The 22,333-nt window shown below is 39.0% G+C and carries 18 protein-coding genes; 2 read left to right on the top strand and 16 right to left on the bottom strand.

Translation table 11 applies throughout. The features are described from left to right. Positions 1-76 precede the first annotated feature (76 nt). The 4 genes from gcvPB to gcvT form a co-directional block, all read right to left on the bottom strand. Positions 77-1,531 (bottom strand): aminomethyl-transferring glycine dehydrogenase subunit GcvPB, encoded by a 1,455-nt coding sequence (gene gcvPB / locus ACZ5V8_RS03890; protein ID WP_464218420.1) that lies wholly within the window; start codon positions 1,529-1,531, stop codon positions 77-79. A gap of 3 nt (positions 1,532-1,534) precedes the next feature. Next, complete coding sequence (gene gcvPA / locus ACZ5V8_RS03885) at positions 1,535-2,917, bottom strand: aminomethyl-transferring glycine dehydrogenase subunit GcvPA (protein WP_464218419.1); 1,383 nt, start codon at positions 2,915-2,917, stop codon at positions 1,535-1,537. A gap of 254 nt (positions 2,918-3,171) precedes the next feature. Then, the gene (gene gcvH, locus ACZ5V8_RS03880) at positions 3,172-3,555 is read right to left on the bottom strand and encodes a glycine cleavage system protein GcvH (RefSeq protein ID WP_440615210.1); all 384 of its coding nucleotides are present in this window, start codon (positions 3,553-3,555) and stop codon (positions 3,172-3,174) included. Positions 3,556-3,594: 39 nt separating this feature from the next. Beyond that, positions 3,595-4,701, bottom strand: a complete 1,107-nt coding sequence (gcvT, locus tag ACZ5V8_RS03875) for a glycine cleavage system aminomethyltransferase GcvT (protein ID WP_464218418.1) — start codon at positions 4,699-4,701, stop codon at positions 3,595-3,597. A 207-nt stretch (positions 4,702-4,908) separates the two neighbouring features. Between gcvT and ylqF the strand changes: the two genes are divergently transcribed. Beyond that, a complete protein-coding gene (gene ylqF, locus ACZ5V8_RS03870) occupies positions 4,909-5,739 on the top strand; it encodes a ribosome biogenesis GTPase YlqF (protein ID WP_464218417.1) in 831 nt (276 codons plus the stop codon). Positions 5,740-5,971: 232 nt separating this feature from the next. Next, positions 5,972-7,060: a hypothetical protein gene (locus ACZ5V8_RS03865; RefSeq protein ID WP_464218416.1), complete on the top strand. Its 1,089-nt coding sequence runs from the start codon at positions 5,972-5,974 to the stop codon at positions 7,058-7,060. A 136-nt stretch (positions 7,061-7,196) separates the two neighbouring features. Here ACZ5V8_RS03865 and ACZ5V8_RS03860 read toward each other — a convergent pair whose 3' ends face one another. The 12 genes from ACZ5V8_RS03860 to ACZ5V8_RS03805 all read right to left on the bottom strand — a co-directional run bounded on the left by ACZ5V8_RS03860 (position 7,197) and on the right by ACZ5V8_RS03805 (position 22,115). Continuing rightward, a complete protein-coding gene (locus ACZ5V8_RS03860; RefSeq protein ID WP_464218415.1) occupies positions 7,197-8,156 on the bottom strand; it encodes a biotin--[acetyl-CoA-carboxylase] ligase in 960 nt (319 codons plus the stop codon). Positions 8,157-8,295: 139 nt separating this feature from the next. Further along, positions 8,296-9,714: a dihydrolipoyl dehydrogenase gene (gene lpdA / locus ACZ5V8_RS03855; RefSeq protein ID WP_464218414.1), complete on the bottom strand. Its 1,419-nt coding sequence runs from the start codon at positions 9,712-9,714 to the stop codon at positions 8,296-8,298. 15 nt (positions 9,715-9,729) lie between these two features. Beyond that, positions 9,730-11,310 carry a dihydrolipoyllysine-residue acetyltransferase gene (gene aceF, locus ACZ5V8_RS03850; RefSeq protein WP_464218413.1) on the bottom strand — a complete coding sequence of 527 codons (1,581 nt, stop codon included), beginning with the start codon at positions 11,308-11,310 and terminating at the stop codon, positions 9,730-9,732. Positions 11,311-11,420: 110 nt separating this feature from the next. Beyond that, positions 11,421-14,102: a pyruvate dehydrogenase (acetyl-transferring), homodimeric type gene (aceE, locus tag ACZ5V8_RS03845; protein WP_464218412.1), complete on the bottom strand. Its 2,682-nt coding sequence runs from the start codon at positions 14,100-14,102 to the stop codon at positions 11,421-11,423. Positions 14,103-14,237: 135 nt separating this feature from the next. Further along, positions 14,238-15,512, bottom strand: coding sequence for an MFS transporter (locus ACZ5V8_RS03840; protein ID WP_464218411.1), 1,275 nt, complete (start codon positions 15,510-15,512; stop codon positions 14,238-14,240). 18 nt (positions 15,513-15,530) lie between these two features. Continuing rightward, positions 15,531-16,919, bottom strand: coding sequence for a COG3014 family protein (locus tag ACZ5V8_RS03835; protein WP_464218410.1), 1,389 nt, complete (start codon positions 16,917-16,919; stop codon positions 15,531-15,533). A gap of 18 nt (positions 16,920-16,937) precedes the next feature. Beyond that, the gene (locus ACZ5V8_RS03830; RefSeq protein WP_464218409.1) at positions 16,938-18,146 is read right to left on the bottom strand and encodes a CsgG/HfaB family protein; all 1,209 of its coding nucleotides are present in this window, start codon (positions 18,144-18,146) and stop codon (positions 16,938-16,940) included. A 13-nt stretch (positions 18,147-18,159) separates the two neighbouring features. Then, entirely contained in the window at positions 18,160-19,626 is a 1,467-nt protein-coding gene (locus ACZ5V8_RS03825) for a DUF6844 domain-containing protein (protein ID WP_464218408.1), read from the bottom strand. A gap of 336 nt (positions 19,627-19,962) precedes the next feature. Continuing rightward, positions 19,963-20,592, bottom strand: coding sequence for a penicillin-binding protein activator LpoB (gene lpoB / locus ACZ5V8_RS03820; protein WP_440615221.1), 630 nt, complete (start codon positions 20,590-20,592; stop codon positions 19,963-19,965). Between the two features lie 126 nt (positions 20,593-20,718). Beyond that, positions 20,719-21,462, bottom strand: a complete 744-nt coding sequence (locus tag ACZ5V8_RS03815; RefSeq protein ID WP_464218407.1) for a DUF2147 domain-containing protein — start codon at positions 21,460-21,462, stop codon at positions 20,719-20,721. 23 nt (positions 21,463-21,485) lie between these two features. Then, complete coding sequence (locus ACZ5V8_RS03810) at positions 21,486-21,890, bottom strand: type II toxin-antitoxin system VapC family toxin (protein ID WP_440615223.1); 405 nt, start codon at positions 21,888-21,890, stop codon at positions 21,486-21,488. Beyond that, entirely contained in the window at positions 21,891-22,115 is a 225-nt protein-coding gene (locus ACZ5V8_RS03805) for a hypothetical protein (protein ID WP_440615224.1), read from the bottom strand. Positions 22,116-22,333: the final 218 nt, after the last annotated feature.

Here is a 22,333-nt window from a genome sequence, read left to right as displayed (position 1 = left end):
TAATGCTGCACGACCTCTCCCACAAGGGGAGAGGTGCTAGCTGATGCAACTTATTCATACATCGTTACTTACTTTATTAACAACATTGTCCAAAGACAACATCCAACTCACGCACGGCTTTAACATCATCCACACGTTTCACCGGTTGTGTTAATGGCGCTTGTTTCATCTTCTCAGGGTTTGTTCGAGCAAGCTCACGAATACTGATCATTGCATCAACAAATTCATTCATTTGTTCACGCGTTTCAGTTTCGGTCGGCTCAATCAATAAACATTCAGGCACTAACAAAGGAAAATACATCGTTGGCGCATGCATATCATGATCCAAAAGCTGCTTAGCAAAATCATTGGCATTAACACCATAGGCTTTTTTCTCGGGAGCTAACGACACGATAAACTCATGTGAGGCACGGCGATCAGGTAACGCAATGGTGAAACCTGCTAATTTCAAACGTGCCATCATATAGTTGGCATTTAAAGTGGCTATCTCTGACGCCTTTGTTAAACCATTGCCACCTAATGTTTTAAGGTAAACATACGCGCGAATTAATACACCGATATTTCCCATAAAGGCATGCATCGCACCAATGGTTTCTGGAATGACCTCTTTGCCTTTGATACGATAAGCATCTCCTTCTTTGACAATCGTTGGTATTGGCAAATAAGGCAACAAACGTTTATTCACAGCAATTGGTCCGCCCCCTGGTCCACCACCACCATGCGGTGTCGCAAAGGTTTTATGTACATTCATATGCATCACATCAAACCCCATCTTACCAGGCTTAGCTTTACCCATAATCGCATTCAAGTTTGCTCCATCGTAATATAAAAGCCCGCCTGCCTCATGGACAAGCTTAGCCACCTGTTCGATATCACGTTCAAATACGCCCATCGTTGACGGATTGGTTAACATGATCCCTGCCGTATTAGGTCCTAGGACTTTCTTTAATGCCTCAATATCAATATCACCTGTTTTAAGTGATGTTGGGATTTCAATCACTTTGCATCCTGCCATCACCGCGGTTGCCGGATTGGTGCCATGGGCAGCATCCGGCACAATGATTTCATTGCGATGTGCTTGACCATTAGCAATATGATAGGCTCTTATCATCTGTACACCGGCAAACTCACCTTGGGCACCTGCGCAAGGCACAAGTGACACCCCATTCATTCCTGTGAGCTCTGCCAATATCTCCTGTAACTCATACAGCATCTCTAAAAGACCTTGTTGTGTTAGCTCATCTTGATATGGATGAATATTTAATATTGATGGATTAAATGCACACTTTAATGCAATACGCGGATTGTATTTCATTGTACATGAACCCAGTGGGTAGAACTGCGTATCAATTGAGAAATTTTTTTGCGATAACTTGGTGAAATGGCGTAATACTTCAAGCTCGCCCATCTCTGGTAATAACGGTTTATCATCACGCAAATGCTTTTGATCAAAAAAGATTGCATCTGAAACTGCCCATTTTTGTGAATTTGCCCTGCGATTTTCTGCTGATTTTTCAAAACTAACTGTCATTTATTATACCTCTGCCATACACATTGCTAGAACTTTTGTCAAAACCTCAACATAGCGATTTAAATCCGCTTCATTGTGCACCTCAGTGACACATACCAATAAGCTATTGGCTTGTTGAGCATCAAACTGACCCAAATCATAACCTAACTGTACGTTTTCTTTGCTTGCAAGCGCCTTCGCTTCTTTAGCTGAAATCGGTAAATCAATAACTATTTCATACATATAGTTATCAGTAAATCGAACATTAACACCTGATATTTTTGCTAGCTTTTCTATCAATCGATGTGTGTTCTGATGCGATTGTAATGCTACTTCTTTTAAGCCAACAGCACCCATCAACGTCATATAAACTGTTGCCGCCGTTACAAGTAAGCCTTGATTTGAGCAAATATTTGATGTTGCCTTAGCACGTCTGATATGCTGTTCACGTGCTTGCAGTGTCAAACAAAAAGCCTCTTTACCATCAACATCAACCGTGCGCCCCACAATACGCCCTGGCATTTGGCGCGACAACTCTTCTTTGGTGGTAATAAAACCAAAGTAAGGTCCACCACCACTTAGTGGCAATCCTAAACTTTGACCATCACCACAGGCAATATCGGCACCATCTTCGTCTTCGCCCCAATATCCCGGTGCTTTTAACAAGCCTAGCGTCATTGGGTTGACAAGACCTATTACCATCACTGAGGTCTCATGCGCCCAATCAGTTATTGCATCAAATTCAGTAATCTGACCATAGAAATTAACTTGCGGCACGATAACAGCAGCATAATCACCCACTTCAATATCCGGTAAGTCATCAATCTCAGTCTTACCAATACTTGGATTTGGCGTTAAAAACTCAAGCTCAACCCCTTGGGCATGTGTCATTGACTTAATGACATCAACATACTGCGGGAAAATCGCATCAGTAATCAGCACTTTTTTACTCTTGATTTTCTTATTGGCACGCACTGCCATCAATACGCTTTCAGCCAAAGCCGTTGCACCATCATACATCGAGGCATTAGAGATATCCATACCCGTTAATGAAGCGATCATCGTCTGATATTCATATATCACTTGCAATGTCCCTTGTGAGGCTTCCGCCTGATAAGGTGTATAGGATGTATAAAACTCACCGCGACTAATCACATCCGTGACAATCGCTGGTGTGTAATGCTGATAAGCACCCGCACCAATAAAGTTGGTTTGCGGAATATTTTTAGCGCACTTGTCATTGAACAAACGATGCATTTGACACTCATTTAAACCATCTGCCAAGTTTAAATGACTTTTACTTTTGATCGATTGGGGAATTTCATCAAACAAGTCTTCAACTTTTTTTGCTCCAATCGTATAAAGCATCATATCAATGTCACGCTCGGTATGCGGCACAAAAGGCATATAGGCTCCTTAGATAGTGATGAAAAAAATAAGTTGCATTTTAATTACCCCTCACCCGCGCAGCGCAAGCTGCACGACCTCTCCCGCAAGGGGAGAGGTAATAAGTAATTCAACTTATTTTTTCATTGTTACTATGTTTCTATCGTCTTACTTACAAGGGCGTATTCAATACGCCCCTACTTTTATTTAAAAATTTACAAACAAAAACGCCCGATGTCATTGGAGCTCACCGGGCGTCTCTTTATATGCCAAACTTAAGCATCAAGCTCATCTGCATATTCTTCTGCAGATAATAAGTCATCTAACTCGGTTGGGTCATCCATTTTAATCTTAAATAACCAACCCTCATCGTAGCAGGCATCATTAACCATTGATGGTGAATCAACTAATGCTTCATTGATTTCAATAATTGTCCCTGAAACAGGTGCGTAAACATCAGAGGCGGCTTTCACTGACTCAACAACACAGACATCGTCCCCTGCTTTCACTTCATCATCTAATTCAGGTAACTCGACAAAAACAAGCTCACCCGCACTAGATTGCGCAAAATCGTCAATCCCACAAACGGCAATATCACCTTCAACACGCACCCACTCATGTGACTTGCTATAGCGACACTCTTCTCTTATTTCTGCCATTTTTTTCTCCTTAGATTTTATATGTCATTCGTTAAAATATTAATTTTCAGTCACTGCCTTTTGGCATTCTTTATATACTTTTTCGCCTTTGCGCACAAAAGGGAACTGCACGATTTTAGCAGACACTTGCTTGTTGCGAATCTCAACAAATACGTTCTCAGCATCTTTCGGAATACGTGCTAAAGCAACACTCTCAGATAAAGTAGGTGAAAAAGTGCCACTGGTGATAACCCCTGTTTTGCTGCTTCCTTCAACTACGACTTTTTGACCATGACGCAACACTCCGCGATCCAAAAGCACTAAACCGACAAGCTTACTATCAATCACAGGCTTTTTATTAAGTAATGCCTTTTTACCGACAAAATCACGATCATCGGTTAATGACACCGTCCACATCAATGCTGATTCTACAGGTGTTGTCGTTTGATCCATATCTTGCGAATAAAGATTCATACCCGCCTCTAAGCGCAAAGTATCACGTGAAGCTAGACCACACGGTGTAACACCTTGACCAATAAGCTTATCCCAAAATTCACATGCTTCACTTGCAGGTAGTGATATTTCATAGCCATCTTCACCGGTATAACCAGTGCGCGCAATCATCCACTGACCATTTTTATGCATGGCAAATGGTTTTAAGCTTTTGACTTCTGCTGTGGCTAAATTGCTCAGTGCTGCATCGGCTTTTTGGCGTGCCGTAGGACCTTGCACAGCAATAATTGCCAGATCATCACGCACATTAATTTTTACGTCAAAATTACCTTTATGCTGATTCATCCACTCAACATCTGTTGTGCGATTTCCAGCATTAATCACCAAACGAATAAAGTCATCACTAAAATGATAGGCAATAAGATCATCAACAATGCCGGCTTCTTCATTAAGCATGCAAGAATACAATGCCTTACCTTGCGGTATTTTATTAATATCATTGGCTAATAAAAATCGAATAAAGCGCTTTGCGTCCTTGCCAACAATATCAACCGTTAGCATGTGACTGACATCAAACATACCGGCATCTTTGCGTACCGCATGATGTTCTTCAATCACGCCTTGATATTGAATAGGCATCTCCCAACCAGCAAAATCAACCATTCGCGCATTGTGTTGTAAATGCTTTTCATATAAAGGTGTTCTTAATCCCATTATGACCTCGTGTGGCTTAATCCTCTTATGTCGAGGGCTCATTATAGCCAAAACAAAATAGCGAATAAATCGCTAATTGGCAGAAAATTACAGAATTTAAATTCCCCTCACCCATGCAGCATAAGCTATGACCATATTGTTTACTTCACTAAACAAATAAGCTAAGGTAGCCGTCAGTTTTATTTACTAAGCATATTTTACGATACGATGATTCACTGGTTTCCAGGGCATATGCACAAAGCAACAAAAGAGCTTATGAAGCTTATGCCACAAATTGATATTGCGATTGAAGTTGTTGACGCGCGCGCGCCTGAGGCGAGTGCCAATCCAGTACTGCACGAAGCAGCTAAATCTAAACCTATTATTAAAATTCTTTCTAAGTCTGATTTGGCTGATCCCACAGTCACCAAACAATGGCTGCAATTTTATAATGGCAAAGCAATTGCCTTGGATATTGCACGTGATAAAAAAAGTGCGCAAAAAATTATTCAATTATGCAAAAAACAACTGCCTCATCGCGGTACACTCTTAAAACCGATACGTGCCGTTATTTTTGGTATTCCTAATGTCGGAAAGTCTACGCTTATTAATAGCCTTGCTAAACGCAAAATTGCACAAACTGGCAATGAGCCGGCAGTGACTAAAAAGCAACAAAAAATTGAAATCGAGAAACATTTTTACTTAAATGACACCCCCGGTATCATGTTTCCAAGTCCTAAAGATGAAGGCTGTGGCTTTAAGTTGGCTGCGATTGGCTCCATTCGTGATACCGCAATGGATTATCCAACCACCGCCTATTTTATGTTGCAGTTATTAAAAGAAGACTACTCTGGTGTTTTAAATGCTCGTTATAAAATCGCTGAGGATTCTGAGGATCTAGAAAAAATACTCATGAGTGTTGGTCAAACACTAGGGCAGCAGCATATGCATCATATTGCTGAAAAGATCATCCAAGATTTCCGTCAAGGCAGAATAGGAAAAATCTCCTTAGAAACACCTGAAAATTATTTAAAATTTCAGGTGACCAATAAAATGTAACAAATTTATACATTTTATCTAAATCAATCTGATCTTTGCTTCTGGTACAATCTGAAATCAGCTAATCAATGGGGTGATTCAGAAGATGGTTGTTTTCCACTTCAAAAAAAAATTCCTCAATAGGAATATCTTCCTAGGTCTGTAATTGAAGAAGAAAAATATAGATACACATGGGGCTAAGCCCGTGGTGAGCTATCTGCAGACACATAGTTTAAGCTACAGGATATATACAATGAATAATAAAAACACTAATGAAAGTGATGTTGTATCACTTGAAGATATTTTAATTTTTTTTATAAAAAATTTTAAGATTTTTATTTTGATCGGGCTATTCCTATTCTTGGTTTCGTCTACATTTTTGTTATATTTTCATAAACAGAGTAATAACATTTATATTGCCATTGACCCTCCGATGAGTACTGAAAAGGTTGCAGACAATTTAAGTTTTCATGATTTGAAAGATATCTTAAATTTAAAAGAACTAATTGTTTGGCAGCTTATTCCAAACTACATTAATAGCTTAACAGATCAAAGGGAAAAAAAATTGATTTCAAACTTAAAATTTGAAGCTAGTTTTCCAGTAGAATCCAATAGTAAAATATCAAACGATAAGCTATTAATTTTAAAAACACAAACCAAAGATCAAACTAGTGATTTAGATATAATTTTAAAGAATTTCACAAGCTATTTAGCAAATCATTTAAGTAACAAAATTATGGAGATAATTTCAGTTATTGATAAGCGTCATGCTTATGAAGAGTTTAACTACATTTTCTCTAAGCGTTTAGTTGATGAAAGGGCTCAATCAGAAGTAGAAAACTTAAGTAAACAGTATGAAATTAATGTAGAGAAGATAAAAGAAAGTTTAAAATCAAGTAAAATGCTTGAAGGAGAATTGGAACGTCAGATTGCTAAGATTGAATCTAATGGTATTAAACTTGAAAATCATGGTTATTTGTTATTGAAACAGAACTTTTTATATGAACAGCTGTATGTGCTTAATCAGAAACGGTTTCAAGAGCAAAATTCACTGAAATATATGCAGGAAGATTTACAATTTAATATTAATAAAATTAACAACCAAAAGAGGTTATCCCTTCTAGAAATTAAAGCTCAGAAAGATATAAAATTGAAGCAGTATGAATTGCGTAAAGATAGCTTAGTGAAAGCATCCCTTTCTTACTTTGTTTCTCATGATAAAAAAGGGCTCAGTGTGTTTGCTCTTTTGGGATTAAGCTTTATGTTGAGTTTACTTATTTCTGCCCTATCAACGTTTTTATTAGTACAAATAAAAAAGCTTAGAATTAGGGTTAAGAATTAACAATTATTATGGTGTGACAAGAGGTACTTGCAAAATTATTAAAATTTCAACACATTCATACTGGGTTTGAAGTAGTTAAAGACTCGTATGCACTCTGTCTTCGACCATATAGATTGAGCCTTATAGATTAGCTATATTACTTAACAATAGAAGCCTCACCTGAAGCAAATACACGCTCACTATCGCCAACCTTAAGTTTTAATTGACCCAGCGCATTAACGCCATTAGCAATACCTGTAATCACTTCTTTATTTAAAATATTTAACCCAATGCTTTTTCCTTTTAAATAATCGTACTTAGCATAATCATCAATAAAGATACTAAAATCATTATTTTCAAATCGCTCTAACGTTGAGATCAGTTTATTGCTAATGCCGATGGCTAAGTCATTGCGATCAATATAATGATTTAATTCACTTGCTAATGATGTCCAATCTTGGGTTATATCATCACTTTGCTGCATATTAACGTTAACACCTATACCGATAACAATCTGACTTTGCGCATTGGATTCTGCTTTTACCTCAATCAAAATACCCGAAAGCTTTTTGGCATTAATATAAATATCATTTGGCCATTTGATTTTAACATCTAGCATTGGATATTTATTCACTAACGCTTTCACGACACTCACTGCCACTGCCAAACTCAAGCCTGATAGCTCACTTAATTCTTTTTGTAAGCTTACTTTTAATGAGTAATATAGGTTCTCAGCAAAGGGTGAGCGCCAAATACGATCAAAACGCCCTTTGCCTTGGCGTTGCTCTTCTGCCATACAAATATGATACTCACTTTTAAGTGCTGAGTTTTGCAAGTAAGTATTGGTTGAATCAACAGTTGTTAAGCATTCAAGTTCTACATTTGCCGCCTCAACACCTGCCAAAATCTTTGTTTGATCCAGCATAATAAGTGGTGATTGTAACTTATAACCATAAACACGATGCGACTCAATCGCTATATGATAATCATTTTGCAGTTTCTGAATCGCTTTCCATACCGCAGCTCGTGTAATTCCAAGCGTGTTACCGATGGTAGTGCCATCAATATAACTCTCATGATTTAATTGCTTTAAAATCTCTAATGTTGTTGCATTCAATAATAGTTACTCCGTTTTACAACTGTGTATTTATTTACATATTAAATAATATTGACAGAGAGGAAATAAAAACATGCCCCAAAGAGCATGTCTTGATAAGATATTAAAATTTTAAAAGCTGATTTTGCCGTAATTAGAGTTATTTCTTCTTAGGCGCATAAATATCGGTTGCTGTTCCTTCATAAACTTCTGTTGCCATCATTAAGGTTTCAGACAGGGTTGGGTGTGGATGAATCGTCAACGAGATATCCTCGGCATCACAACCCATTTCGATCGCTAACGCGGCTTCTGCAATTAACTCACCGGCATTTGGACCGACAATACCAGCACCAATAATGACATGGTTCTCATCATAAAGGATTTTTGTGATTCCTTCATTGCGTCCGATGCTAAGGGATCTACCACTTGCTGCCCATGGGAAAACACCCTTGTCATACTTGATGCCTTTTTCTTTGGCTTCTTTTTCAGTCACACCAACCCAAGAAACTTCTGGATCAGTATAAGCAACCGCTGGAATGCATTTTGGCTCAAAATAATGTTTCATACCACAGATAACTTCAGCGGCAACACGCCCTTCAGGCACGGCTTTGTGTGCTAACATCGGCTGACCGACCACGTCCCCTATCGCATAAATATGTGGCACATTAGTTTTTAGCTGATTATCAACAGCGATAAAGCCACGCTCATCGACATTAACACCTGCTTTCTCAGCATCGATCAACTTACCATTTGGTGTACGCCCTACCGCCAAAAGAATGTGATCAAAGCGCTCATCTTGAGCTGGCTTTTTACCTTCCATTGAAACATAAAGACCATCTTTTTTCGCTTCAACTTTAGTCACTTTCGTCTCTAAGCGAATATCATACCGCTTAGACATCATTTTCTCATATGGCTTAACGATATCTTTATCTGCCGCACCCATAAGTTGATCCATAAACTCAACAACGGTGATCTCAGAACCTAATTCACTATAAACTTGCGCCATCTCAAGACCGATGACACCACCGCCAATAACCAGCATTTTTTTCGGCACTTCTTTCATCTCGAGCGCACCTGTTGAGTCAATAATACGTGGATCCTCTGGAATAAATGGTAATTTAATTGAGCTAGAACCCACTGCGATAATGGCATTTTCAAATGCAATTTTCTTAACGCCATCTTTTGTTTCAACAGCAATTTCATTAGCACCTGTAAACTTACCATAGCCTTGTACAATCTCAACTTTACGCTGTTTTGCCAAGCCTTTTAAGCCACCTGTTAATTGCCCAACGATCTTATCTTTATAACCTAAAATTTTATCTTTATTGAACGTTAAGTTATCAAAACTAATCAAGCCATCTTTTTCTAAGTGACGCGCTTCATTGATGACTTTAGCGACATGCAACAACGCTTTTGATGGGATACATCCAACATTTAAGCACACGCCACCAATGGAGTCATAACGCTCAACGAGTACGACCTTTTTACCTAAATCTGCCGCACGAAATGCCGCACTATAACCGCCAGGACCACTACCTAAGACAACGACTTCTGTTTTAATATTGTTTACATCACTCATTTTTTTACCCTTTGTTTATAAAAGTATTTCTCTTAAATCTGCCAAAATTGCACAATAACGCGTTAAGAACTGTGCTGCTAACGCGCCATCAATCACGCGATGATCAGTAGATAGCGATAATGGCAGCATTGTTCTTGGCGCAAACTCTTTACCATTCCATACCGGTTTAATGGCAGCCTTTGATACACCCATAATTGCCACTTCAGGCATATTAATAATTGGCGTAAATGCAGTCGTACCTAAAACGCCTAAACTTGAAATCGTAAATGTCGCACCTTGCATATCATCAGGTTTTAACTTACCATCACGTCCTTTCTTAACTAACTCCATAATCTCGCGTGAGATTTCAAAAATACCTTTTTGATCAGCGTCTTTGATGACGGGTACAACTAGCCCTTTCGGCGTATCCGCGGCAAAACCAATGTTAAAATATTTCTTAACAATTAAATTCTCACCATCATTGGATAATGAGCTGTTAAAACGTGGATATTCTTTTAATGCCACAGCAGCAGCCTTGATCAAAAATGATAACGGTGTCACTTTAACACCTGCTTTTTCAGCAGCTGGTTTTTTCGCATTTCTAAAGGCTTCAAGGTCGGTAATATCCGCATCATCATAGAAAGTCACATGTGGGATCTTCACCCAGTTGCGCGCTAAGTTCTTGGCACTTAATTTATTAATGCGTGATAAAGACTCAACTTCAATCTCACCAAATTTAGCAAAGTCAATCTGTGGATCAGGTAAAAGATCTAATCCACCACCACTTGATACATTGCCTGATTGAGCGGCTTGCACGGCTTTTTTGATATAGTTTTCACAGTCTTCTTTGGTAATACGCCCTTTGCGACCTGTTGCCACAACACGTGATAATTCAACACCTAAGATACGCGCTAAACGACGCACAGCAGGCGATGCATGGGCATTGGTGTTATGCACTTCAGTTGCTTCAAATCCAGCAGCTGACTGAGTTTGAGCGGCTGGGGCAGCAGTGATAGCTGCTGCTTTGGTTTCTGGTTGTTTTGCTGCGGGTGTAACAGTTGCTGCACCTGCAACCTCAAGTGTTAGCACCAAGTCACCTTGTGATACTTTATCACCGATTTTAATTTTAACATCAACGACCTTACCTGATTCAGGTGCTGGAATCTCCATTGACGCCTTATCGGTTTCAAGCGTTGCTAATGAATCTTCAGCATTGATCTCGTCCTCTGGCTTGACGTTGATCTCAATGACATCAACCCCTTTATAATCACCAATATCAGGAACGGTCACATTAACCACTCGTGTGTTTTGCGCTTGTGATGGAGTAACTTCTGGTGTTACCGAATCAGCTGCTTGAGGTGCTTCAAATGAAGCCGCTGCATCAGTTTCTACAGATAGAACCAATGAGCCCTCTGAGACCTTATCACCTACTTTGACATTAATCTCTTTAACAACGCCTGCAAAAGGGGCTGGCACTTCCATTGACGCTTTGTCCGTTTCTAGGGTAACTAATGAGTCTTCCGCCTCAATCACATCTCCTACGTTGACATTCACCTCAATTACATCAACATCTTTATAGTCACCAATATCTGGTACTGTGACTTTTTGTATTGCCATGCAATTTTCCTCTTGTTTTTAATTTAATTTTAAAATGCTTTTTTGGGTGTACGCAACTCCCTATTGGGCGTATGCAATACTCTCTCTTGGGCGTATTCAATACGCCCCTACTAGTGATTAATCGGGTCAAGGCGTTCTGGATCAATATTATATTTCTTAATCGCATCTTTAACCACTTTGGCAGTCACAGCACCTTCACGTAATAAGCCAGTTAATGCGGCAATAACGACATGATAACGATCTACTTCAAAGAAACTTCTTAAGTTCTCACGTGAATCAGAACGACCAAAGCCATCAGTGCCCAACGTAATATAATTTTGAGGCATAAATTCACGCAACTGCTCGGTATAAAGCTTAATATAATCCGTTGATGCAATCACTGGGCCCTTGCGGTCTTTCAAGCATTTTTCAATATGAGTTTCTTGCGCTTTTTTATCAGGATGCAACATATTCCAACGCGCTACTTTACGACTATCACGATAAAGCTCATTGGCTGAGGTCATACTCCAAATATCACTGGTTACACCAAAGTCTTTCTCTAACAATTCAGCAGCGGCTTCCACTTCACGCAAAATGGTGCCTGAACCCATTAACTGTACATGCTTTTTAGCATCGGCTTTTTTAGCACCTTTTAACAAATATAAACCTTTGATGATACCCTCTTCAGCACCTTCAGGCATCGCGCCATGCACATAGTTTTCATTCATTACCGTGACATAATAGAAAACTTGCTCACCCTCAACATACATGCGACGCATACCATCCCAAAGGATAACAGCAAGTTCATACGCATACGTTGGGTCATAAGAGATGCATGATGGAATAAGGCCTGCTTGAATATGGCTATGCCCATCTTCGTGTTGAAGTCCTTCGCCATTAAGTGTCGTGCGTCCTGCTGTACCTCCTAATAAGAAACCTTTGGCATGTGAATCCCCTGCCAACCATGCCAAATCACCAATACGTTGAAAGCCAAACATTGAGTAATAGATATAAAACGGAATCATCGGTACACGATGGACACTGTACGAAGTCGCTGCCGCTAACCATGAGCAAAAACCACCGGCTTCATTAATGCCATCTTGAATGATTTGCCCATCAACCGACTCTTTGTAATACATCACTTGCGCTTTATCTTCTGGCACATATTGCTGACCACGGTGGTTATAAATGCCTAGTTGACGGAACAAACCCTCCATACCAAACGTGCGTGACTCATCTACTGTCACTGGCACCAAACGATCTTTGAGCTCTTTATGACGTGTTAGATTAACGAACATACGTACAAATGCTGTTGTCGTTGAAAACTCACGATCACCGCTGGCTTCTAAAAATAACTTACCAAAATCCTCATAGCTTGGAATCGGCAGCGCTGTATTATCTTCAAAGCGTGCGGGGACATATCCATCTAATGCTTTACGTTGCGCATGTAAATAGGCATGCTCTTTAGAGCCTTCTTGGAATTTCACAAATTCCATGTTTTCAACTTGCTCATCCGTTGCCGGTACATCAAAGCGATCACGGATATATTTCAATGCTGCGGTATCTAGCTTTTTGACGTTATGGGCAATATTTTTGGACTCACCCCATTCGCCCAAACCATAGCCTTTAATCGTCATCGGTAAAATAACGGTTGGTTTACCCGTTGTATTATTGACTGCACGCTGATAGGCAGCATAAACCTTGATTGGGTCATGACCACCACGCATTAAGTTTTGCACGTCTTCATCGGTATAACCTTTGCCCATTTCTTCTAGTTCAGGATCACCACCGAAAATAGTCTGGCGCAAATCTTGTCCGCCATGCGAACGCGCAAACTGCATCTGACCATCATTCATTTGTGCTAAACGCTGTTGTAATTTACCGTTGGTGTCTTTGGCAAATAACGGCTCCCAATTACTACCCCATAATACTTTAATGACATTCCAACCGGCACCCGTGAAAATCTGAGCGAATTCTTCAACGATCTTGCCATTGCCATCAACTAGACCATCTAAGCGCTGAAGGTTACAGTTAATCACGAAAATCAGATTATCCAAGCCTTCACGTGCCGCGCGATTAATCGCCCCTAATGATTCAGGCTCATCCATCTCACCATCACCACAAAACGCCCATACACGCCGATCTTTGGTTTCGGCTAATTGACGCGCTTGTAGATATTTCATAAAGCGTGCTTGGTAAATTGCCTGCAAAGGACCAAGTCCCATCGAAACGGTTGGAAACTGCCAATAGCTTGGCTGTAAATATGGATGAGGATAAGACGATAAACCTTTATCACCATTGAATGCTTGTTGGCGGAAGTTCTTTAGCTGTTCTTCAGTTAAACGCCCTTCAAGATAAGAGCGCGCGTAAATCACAGGCGTTGTATGCCCTTGATAAAATACTAAATCTCCGGCTTTTGTTTCATTTGGCGCATGAAAGAAGTGATTAAAGCCGACTTCATACAGCGTCATAATGGATGCACCTGAGCCAATATGCCCACCTAACGTGCCATCTTTTTTGTTGGCTTTAGCAACCATCACCGCCGCATTCCAACGATTAAGATTCTCGATTTTTTGCTCAATTTCCAAATCCCCTGGATAACCAGTCTGATCAGCCACTTTAATCGTATTCATAAACGAAATACTCTTGGCAGGCGCATACGCGCCATCAATGCCAATTTCGCCAGCGCGATCCAATAAGCGATTTACCAGAAAACTAGCACGCTCTGCACCTTCACGCGTCACCACATCTTCTAATGCTTCTAGCCACTCTTGCGTTTCGGTTGTATCAATATCATGAAACCTTTCAGACATGTTGCCTCCATAGACGGTTAAAGCTTAATAAAGCTAAGTATTAAAAACGGCGACAATTATAAACCTAAGATACCTGAAAATATAGGCGAATTAGCATTTTAGCGGAAAAGCTTGTGACCTTTGATTAAAACACAATCACAAAGTAATATCTTTTGTTCTAACCTCTTTGAAAAAAAGTGCAATCACAAAAGACAGTAACATTAAAACAGGAATTAAAATCATCATATATTGATACGCTTGATTCAGCCCATGCGTACTTTTAAAAAACTGTAACAAGAAACCAGACAATGGCTGCAATATTGCACCACTTAATGGTAAGAACAAATTAATAAAAGCAATACCAACACCAAGTTGTTTATTCTCAACATGCCCTTTGATCATCGAAAAATTAAGCACATGCGCACTTTGCATCGCACCAAATAAAAAGCATAGTAAGTAGATGAGATATACATTTAAATCTACGTAAATAAGCAATAGCACAACGACAAATCCAATAATTGGCGCCCATATTAAGAAAACTTTGTCTTTATTTATAATTGTCGCTAATGTCCCCCAGATTGGACTTGAAATAGCAACCGAAATAAAAATTAAACTGCAAGCAAATGCCGCTTGCGCTTCAGTGATATGATGAACACTGCTTAAGTAGCTAATTCCCCATAAATCAGCAAAAACAACAGTAGTGCCATAGATGGTGAAAAAATACAGTCCGTTTAACAAAAGTTGGCGATTTTTAACCATTTTACCTAGTGCTAAAATCTGCTGCCAAACCGTCTCCTGATGAATTAAATGACGCTTTTTATCCATTGATGGATGTTTACGCATAAAAAGCGCACTCACCAAAAACAATACCAAACTGATTATTGCGACCACAAAAAACACTTGTGAAACCGTGTAATGATCCAAAAATAAAACCAAAGGCAATGCAGATAGCGCACCACCGGCATAACAGCTAAACTGAGTGAAGCCTACAAACATTGAAAACAATCGATCTGGCAACCATAATGACAATGATTTTAACGCACACAGAATGCCAAACCCACCAGCAAAGCCCGCGATGACGCGTGCCAAGATCATCACGATGGGGTTATGACTTAATGAGAACATAAACATTGCCATAGTAAACAAAAAAGTACTACAAACCATGATACGCTTAACACCAAAGCGATCTACTAATAGTCCTGCTGGGATTTGTGAGATCACATAAGATAGGTAAAATGCCGAACCTAAGATAGCAATGGTTGATGAGTCAAAACCATAGTCTTCACGTAATGACAATGCCAAGGCATTGGTTGATGAACGCACAAAATATTCAAAGCCATAAAAAAGCGCACAAATACTCCAAATAAATAGCCCCAATGCCGTGAGCTTTTTGACGGTGTTATTTACGGTATCAGAATGATTAGAATGCACGTTATCCCCTTCTAAATCTTAAATAATAAAATGATATACTTTCGTGAAATCACCCATATTTACAATCCATAGCAAGGTGGTTTTATTCGACTTAATATCAATCGGTGTCTCTTTTAATGCAATGTCTAACGTATACTTTCCTGGCTTATACTGCTGCTCAAATAGTTGAATATTATTAGGCAGTAGCAACCAACTACGCTCATCGGCTTGCGCGGTCATAAAGCTGTAAATCGATCCTGCCAACAAACCCCAGCCACCGGCTTGGTTACTCGCTTCATACGTTGCTAATGATTTTACGACCAAGCGAATCACTTCACGGGTAATAATCGCAGGATATTCTTCAGTCAATGACTTCATTGCCATTTGCGTGGTATTCACCAGCAGTGATGTCTGACCTTTATCGATGATTTTCTTATCTTGTGTGATATATAAGTCTTTTGCTGGCAACAAGGTGTATTTTGAAGGGTAATACGCCACAGCCACCTCTTGTAAACCAAGTTTGCCTAAAAACAGCGGCAGTTTAAACGCCTCTCTTGGAGTGACAAAACCTTGCTCATAAAGCACAACCAGACGACCTTTATTATTTTCATACGCACTGCCACCACTAAACCCACGCTCCATTTCTTTGTATGTTTGCACTACGTATGGATTATCTGGCAATAGACGTTTAGCATCTTTAATCGAGACAAAAGCATTATTGTAATTATTGTCAAATGCTTCATATAGGATACTTGCCAAGTAATAGCCAAAGCCATTTTCATAGGCGTTACTGGCGTCTTTCACTGCATTAAACATCTGATTAATTTCGGTTGACTTATTAAGTCCTAATTTATCTCCATTAATACCTACTTTATGCGTATCTTTTTGGTATTTACTTTGCAAATCTCCTGCCATCAATTTTTGTTGATACGTCCAATATTGTGCATTAGTCAATTGACGAATCGCCACAAGCGCGCCACTTAGGTCATTTTCAGATAAATAATTAAGTGCCTGGTATGGGTATAAGAATGTCATTGCATAATCAGGTGTTGAAAATGGCAACTCACGATCATTGGTAAGTACTGCCCCCATATTCTCAAGCACTTTAGATACTTGAATTTTCGCTGCCATTTTACTGGTTGCTACTGTTTGGATCACTGCTTGATAATCTTTCTTAGACTCGGCAACATTACCATTTAGTTGCGCTAAACGCGCTTGCTCTAATAAATATAAGTTATCAGTTGTAGGTTTGTCACCAAACGCTTCAACAAATGCCTTTTGTGCTTCGGGTATATTACCACTTGCAGCATCTGCCTTTACTTGCTTCATTTTATTTGGGTAGGACGCTGAAAAAGTCGCACATCCTGATAACATCAACGCACTAACACACAATAGACTTAATGCGCTATTTTTAATTGTTTTTTCCATTGTCTTTAATCCAAACCACTACTTTGTAGGATAAACCTGTAAACCTCTAACAACCGTATCAGCCTGACCTGAGAGCACTCTTGCTATTGCATATTTTGGCGTCACACTCGTCACTTCGAGCTCAGCAAGCTTTTTACCTTGTATTGGAATATGCTCGCCTGTGCTTGGATCAATGACCGTATCTGCTTTAGCACGCACTTCAAACTTTTGACCAACCTGTACGCGATCACCACCTTGATTAAGATAAACCTCATCACCGTGAACGGTTAATATCGTTAGTGGATAAATTAGCCCAATCACTTGATTAGCGATCTTCTGCCCTGCTTTGTCAAACAAAGACTGTGCGATCGAATTTACCGCCGTGTTTTCTGAATTTATTTCTTTTGCAACATCCGATGATGGCAAGTAAACTTTAACACTATCCGACCATTTGATTGCCATTGTTGCCGTCTCAATCACGCGATAATTGATCACAACACCCACATGCCAAGTTTTAAATTCCTCGCCATAAAATGATTTTTTAGTTTGATAAAAATCAAAGCTTGCAATATCACCAACCACCATAAAATCAGCACCAATCAACTGCTTGATACGCGCTTTTTCAGCAGGTTTTGCATGCCCTGATTCCAGTACTGCCATTTCATCTTTATATGCCCCAAAATCTTCAGCACTGCGACTAACCACATTAAACTTGCGTGACTGGACAAACTGGTTTTGCAATGCCTCTTGAATCATTGGTTTTACTTGCTCTAAACCAATTAAGCCATTAATTGACCCAGGCATAAAATGAAAAGGTGTCAAAGCAATGGAGTAAAGCTTCAGTTTCTCACGCTCATCAACACTTTGATATTCACTCATTTTGACAACAACCGTTAATTGCCATACGCCATCAACTTCTTTGCTATCAATCACGTCATAGCCATTGATTAAGCCTTTGGTTGCGGTTTTGATGCTTGATTCATAGCTTTTTGATAGCTTAACATCTGCCTTCACATCACCATAATCACTGCTTTTGGCATTAATATTCGCATCAAAAGTTTTATTAATCGACTGCTCAATTGATGACACATCAACGCCATTAACTTGTGATACCGCTTGAACTAATGCGCTTTTTAAAGCCTTGTCATAAGTTTTACCAACGCCTGTGACATTTTTTGACACTTCCGTCACTTGTGCAAATAACACAGCAGGAAGCAATGAAAGTGCTAATATCGTTTTTTTAATCATTATCCATTCTCACTTAAAACTGATGTAAATAAGGGTTGTCTTCACTCTCACTCACAATCGCTTTATTGCTTTGTCTATTTTGTTTATTTGCCACATTTGTTTTATCAGTATTGTGTTTTTGCTGTGCTTGATTATATGTATTCACATTAAAATCTTTAACACTCTGCGCCAAATGCATACTTGTGGGCGACCACGCAAGCACAACACCATAGACAGCATCATTGTTGCCTTTTTGTGTATAACGCCATGTTTTTGCTACTTGAACACCGGATAATGACGTGCTTGCTGTGTTTTTAATTTCACTATCAAGCATATTAATTAGATTATTTGTTGATTTAATGTTTTCTTTACCCGTGGTTAGATTTCTAAATACATATTCCGCACTTTCTCTACCTAATTTTGTCAACTGACTGGTGGTCATTGAGGAGTTTAAAAAATTAGCATAATTTGCTTCAGCAACAGCACGCGCTTGTGCCACTGCGATATCCAAAGAGTTGGCTGAGCCCCGACGTTGATAACCAAATTGCGCATACGACAAAATAACTGGCTCACCACGCTCATCAAATACAACACGAATTCCAAAATCATTTTTCAACACATTGGCTGATTTATTGACCACCTCATTGATATTCAAACCTTTTTGATAATGCACTGATGACTCTTTTCCTGATTTAACATCCGCCACCAAAGCCCTTATTTTCTCAGAATACAACGCAATAACTGCGACATATTGCTGATTGTCTTTACTTACGACAAATGTTTTCAACGGCAACAAGCCCGCAACTTCCAGATAGGCATTTTTATAGGCTTCAATCAACATCTTTTGAAATGCCACTTGTTTTTTAAGCATCGGATCTTGAGCAATTTTCTCAGCGTCAACACCTTGTTTTGCCAACTCTTTATCTAAATCGTTACTTTTTATCGCAATATACTTATGATACAAGGAGCTCATCGTGTTCCAAAAACCATCACCACCTCCGGGCAATTGATCATTGTCAATGTCATATTTATTCAAGCTGTCATTTTGATGGTTCTCAAATACTATTTTGGTTAAGTTTTTACTAACCACACTGTTTACCAGTTCAGCTTGCGCTTTTAACATCGCCTCTTGAAATGCAAGCTGTAAAGTTGTTGCATTCATTGTGTTATTATCATTATCACTTTTAGCCACTTTAGCGTAAGCAGAGTACACTCGCGTATCTTCATTATTAAAGTTCAACCCATTACTAGCAATATAGGCGCCCACCTTATCCATAATAACTTCTTGAGCAGTACGATCATCTTGATCAGCCCTCACTGAAATAGGTGTATCTTTAGCGACCACTTGATTTATTGTACCTTCAATGGGGATTGTTTCCGCCTTTTGCTGTGTTTTCACGCCACTTGCAGCTAAATCGGCAGTCGTTTGATTTTGCTGTGCGGCATGTACATTAACACCTGCCACCATAAACAAAGTAGCCGCAATTGTTTTTAGTTTCATAAAAGTCCTTATTTACTGGAGTTACGCACTTTTTCTATTACAACACCCCGCCTCACAAGCTCGGCACCCCTCTTGTAAAGAGGGGAATAAAATCACCTTTGCCTAATTCCCCTCTTTGCAAGAGGGGTGGCAGCCGTAGGCTGACAGGGTGTTTATAAAATCATAGTTTTTCCCAAAGTGCGTAACTCCAGTTATTTATTTTAGAAAATGCAGCACCTAAACAATAGTTATTGGCAATACTAGATATTTAGATCACATCCAAATATGACAACTCATGATCACTCCCTAGCTTGATCCGAGAGCCCAAAAAACATCTAATCAATATTTATTAATAGACTACCACCCAAAAGAGCTACGCTTTTGTACTTTGCGAATTTGTTTTTGATCTTGCCATGTAATAATGCCGGTTTTAAGATCAATCATTTTTAACGTAATTAAATAGAATAAAGATTGCTGATCACTATTCATCGACTGCATATCGGCAATGCTGCCATAAATCATATATTGTGCACCAATTTGCTGTCCCATCTTCGTTGCTGTTGCTTGATCCACCATACCAGATTGAGATTGATAATCCATCTGCTCTTTCATGTGTTTGACTTGCGACATATCGGTGAATTGAAACTTACCACTATTGATAATCTCAGTCGAAACCGTATTCGCTAGCATACCTGTATTAATATGCTCAGCTGTTTCGTTTTTAATCGTACTAAAGAATACAACCGGTTGCTTGCCGCCTGCGGTAATGCGCGCAATGGCAGGAGAGGCTAACATGCCCCCAACCATTTTTTGCGTTGTCGTTTGCAAGTCTGTTGAGTTGAAATTAATCGATGTCGTATCGACACCCTGCGGATCTACATAGCTAACATTATTGCCAGAGCTTGCACAGCCGGCTAATAAGCCAACAGATAGCAATGCCGGTAGCATATAAATTGATTTGGTTTTTAACTTTTGTTTCATATTCATTGTATTCACTCCATAGTCCTTAGAATCCAAAATTCAACCGAGATTCTATTGAAAAAAAACCTTACTTTCAAATTGTATTTATTGTGCAAACATATATATTTTACTTTTTGTTTATTAACTTTACAGCTAAGCCCTAAAATCACACAATCCATTGGCTTTCAAAGTAATCATTGAACATTGTTGCCACAACTTCTCATTGGTAATTTTTCCTGTTTTATCGGCATAAGCATAATGTCCATCCTTGGTTAAGCCACAGACCTTAGCACATTGCAATGCATCTTTTTGATCAATACGGTACCAATATTGTGTACGTCCAAATAATGAGAAACCGACATAACCACGCACATAAAGTTTCTTGCCATTTTCTTGTGTTTGAATCTTGCAACTATAGACTTTGCCACTGGATGGATCCAAGATTGAACCATCTTCATATAACGCGCCATCTGTTCCATCCTTGTCACCATCCTTGTTAAAACTCCACATCATTTTCAAGCCTTGCACTTGATTGTTTGGATAGCTTGAATAGTCAAACTTATAACCATTTTCGTCACCCTTACCACACTTTTTACAGGATACGTCAGGCACTTGTTTTTTATCATCAACAATGTTTACAAAAGGCACAATAATCTTACCCTCAAGTTTGCCATCTTTACCTTTGTAAACTTGTAAAATTGACTGTGCTTGTTTGCCATCATCGGTATACTGCAACCAATAGCCAATGGGCGAATACAGATTTTGTGCTTTATGCATTGTAGCAATTGTTTGATCATTATACGACTTCACTGAAGCTTGATCAGTGACTGCTTGTGATAGCCCGATACTGGCAGTTACAGACATTGAAGCTAATAATGCTATATATTTTCCTTTCATCTTGTTTCCTTAAGTTGTTTATTTTAAAAGAGCGTTCTGACGTGCTCATAACTACGTATTGTTTCATCCGCTGTTATTAATGTTGCGCCATAAATACTTGCAGTTGCAATAATCATACGATCAGCAGGATCCTTATGATAATCAAAATTTGGTAAAGATGTCGAAGTCATTGCTATCTCATTGGTAACGGGGACAAACTCAACACAATCTATCATCTGCACTGTTTCAAGCCATTTTCTAATATCAATACGTAGACTCAACCTCCCTTTGTTAATTAGCATACAAATTTCCCATGCTGTAATCGACGATAATAGAATTCGACTTTTCTCTTGCTGAGCCTTATTAATAACCTTTACTGCTTTAGTGCTTAGCTTATCGTTACCGTCAACCCACCAAACTAAAATATGCGTATCCAAGACAATATCCATTTATGCCAGATCCCAATCATTATCTGCCACCGGTTTAGTTGGATCCTCAAATTTCATTACTGAGTCTTTCAATACATCCAAAGGCACTTTCTTTTTTATTAATGAGACCATTAATGATGGCTTACCATGATTTGTGATAATAAATGGCTGTCCCGTTTTTTCTATTGTACGGAAACACTCTAAAGCATGTGTTTTAAAATTTGATTTAGAAATCTGCTTACTCATAAAAAATGACCACCTATAATGACTATATCCATATTTTAGCCTTAAACCTTAGTAATGCAAACATTAATAGTTAGACTCCGCGCCATAAAAGTTAAAGCATTAATAACAGTAACGCAAGATAAACACTATTGACACTAGTCGTTTCTTAAAAATTTCGCTAACATACTGGCAATTTAGTAAATACTTTTACCCGCTACTTAGAACATAAAATTGGATAA

Source organism: Cysteiniphilum sp. GTC20157, assembly GCF_055396795.1.
This window is presented reverse-complemented; position numbering and strand designations above follow the sequence as displayed.

What these genes read in the sequence shown, in the direction of transcription:
- gcvPB (WP_464218420.1), bottom strand. Translation starts at nt 1,531, where the DNA reads ATGACAGTTAGTTTTGAAAAATCAGCAGAAAATCGCAGGGCAAATTCA.
- gcvPA (WP_464218419.1), bottom strand. Translation starts at nt 2,917, where the DNA reads ATGCCTTTTGTGCCGCATACCGAGCGTGACATTGATATGATGCTTTAT.
- gcvH (WP_440615210.1), bottom strand. Translation starts at nt 3,555, where the DNA reads ATGGCAGAAATAAGAGAAGAGTGTCGCTATAGCAAGTCACATGAGTGG.
- gcvT (WP_464218418.1), bottom strand. Translation starts at nt 4,701, where the DNA reads ATGGGATTAAGAACACCTTTATATGAAAAGCATTTACAACACAATGCG.
- ylqF (WP_464218417.1), top strand. Translation starts at nt 4,909, where the DNA reads ATGATTCACTGGTTTCCAGGGCATATGCACAAAGCAACAAAAGAGCTT.
- ACZ5V8_RS03865 (WP_464218416.1), top strand. Translation starts at nt 5,972, where the DNA reads ATGAATAATAAAAACACTAATGAAAGTGATGTTGTATCACTTGAAGAT.
- lpdA (WP_464218414.1), bottom strand. Translation starts at nt 9,714, where the DNA reads ATGAGTGATGTAAACAATATTAAAACAGAAGTCGTTGTCTTAGGTAGT.
- aceF (WP_464218413.1), bottom strand. Translation starts at nt 11,310, where the DNA reads ATGGCAATACAAAAAGTCACAGTACCAGATATTGGTGACTATAAAGAT.
- aceE (WP_464218412.1), bottom strand. Translation starts at nt 14,102, where the DNA reads ATGTCTGAAAGGTTTCATGATATTGATACAACCGAAACGCAAGAGTGG.
- ACZ5V8_RS03835 (WP_464218410.1), bottom strand. Translation starts at nt 16,919, where the DNA reads ATGGAAAAAACAATTAAAAATAGCGCATTAAGTCTATTGTGTGTTAGT.
- ACZ5V8_RS03830 (WP_464218409.1), bottom strand. Translation starts at nt 18,146, where the DNA reads ATGATTAAAAAAACGATATTAGCACTTTCATTGCTTCCTGCTGTGTTA.
- ACZ5V8_RS03825 (WP_464218408.1), bottom strand. Translation starts at nt 19,626, where the DNA reads ATGAAACTAAAAACAATTGCGGCTACTTTGTTTATGGTGGCAGGTGTT.
- lpoB (WP_440615221.1), bottom strand. Translation starts at nt 20,592, where the DNA reads ATGAATATGAAACAAAAGTTAAAAACCAAATCAATTTATATGCTACCG.
- ACZ5V8_RS03815 (WP_464218407.1), bottom strand. Translation starts at nt 21,462, where the DNA reads ATGAAAGGAAAATATATAGCATTATTAGCTTCAATGTCTGTAACTGCC.
- ACZ5V8_RS03810 (WP_440615223.1), bottom strand. Translation starts at nt 21,890, where the DNA reads ATGGATATTGTCTTGGATACGCATATTTTAGTTTGGTGGGTTGACGGT.
- ACZ5V8_RS03805 (WP_440615224.1), bottom strand. Translation starts at nt 22,115, where the DNA reads ATGAGTAAGCAGATTTCTAAATCAAATTTTAAAACACATGCTTTAGAG.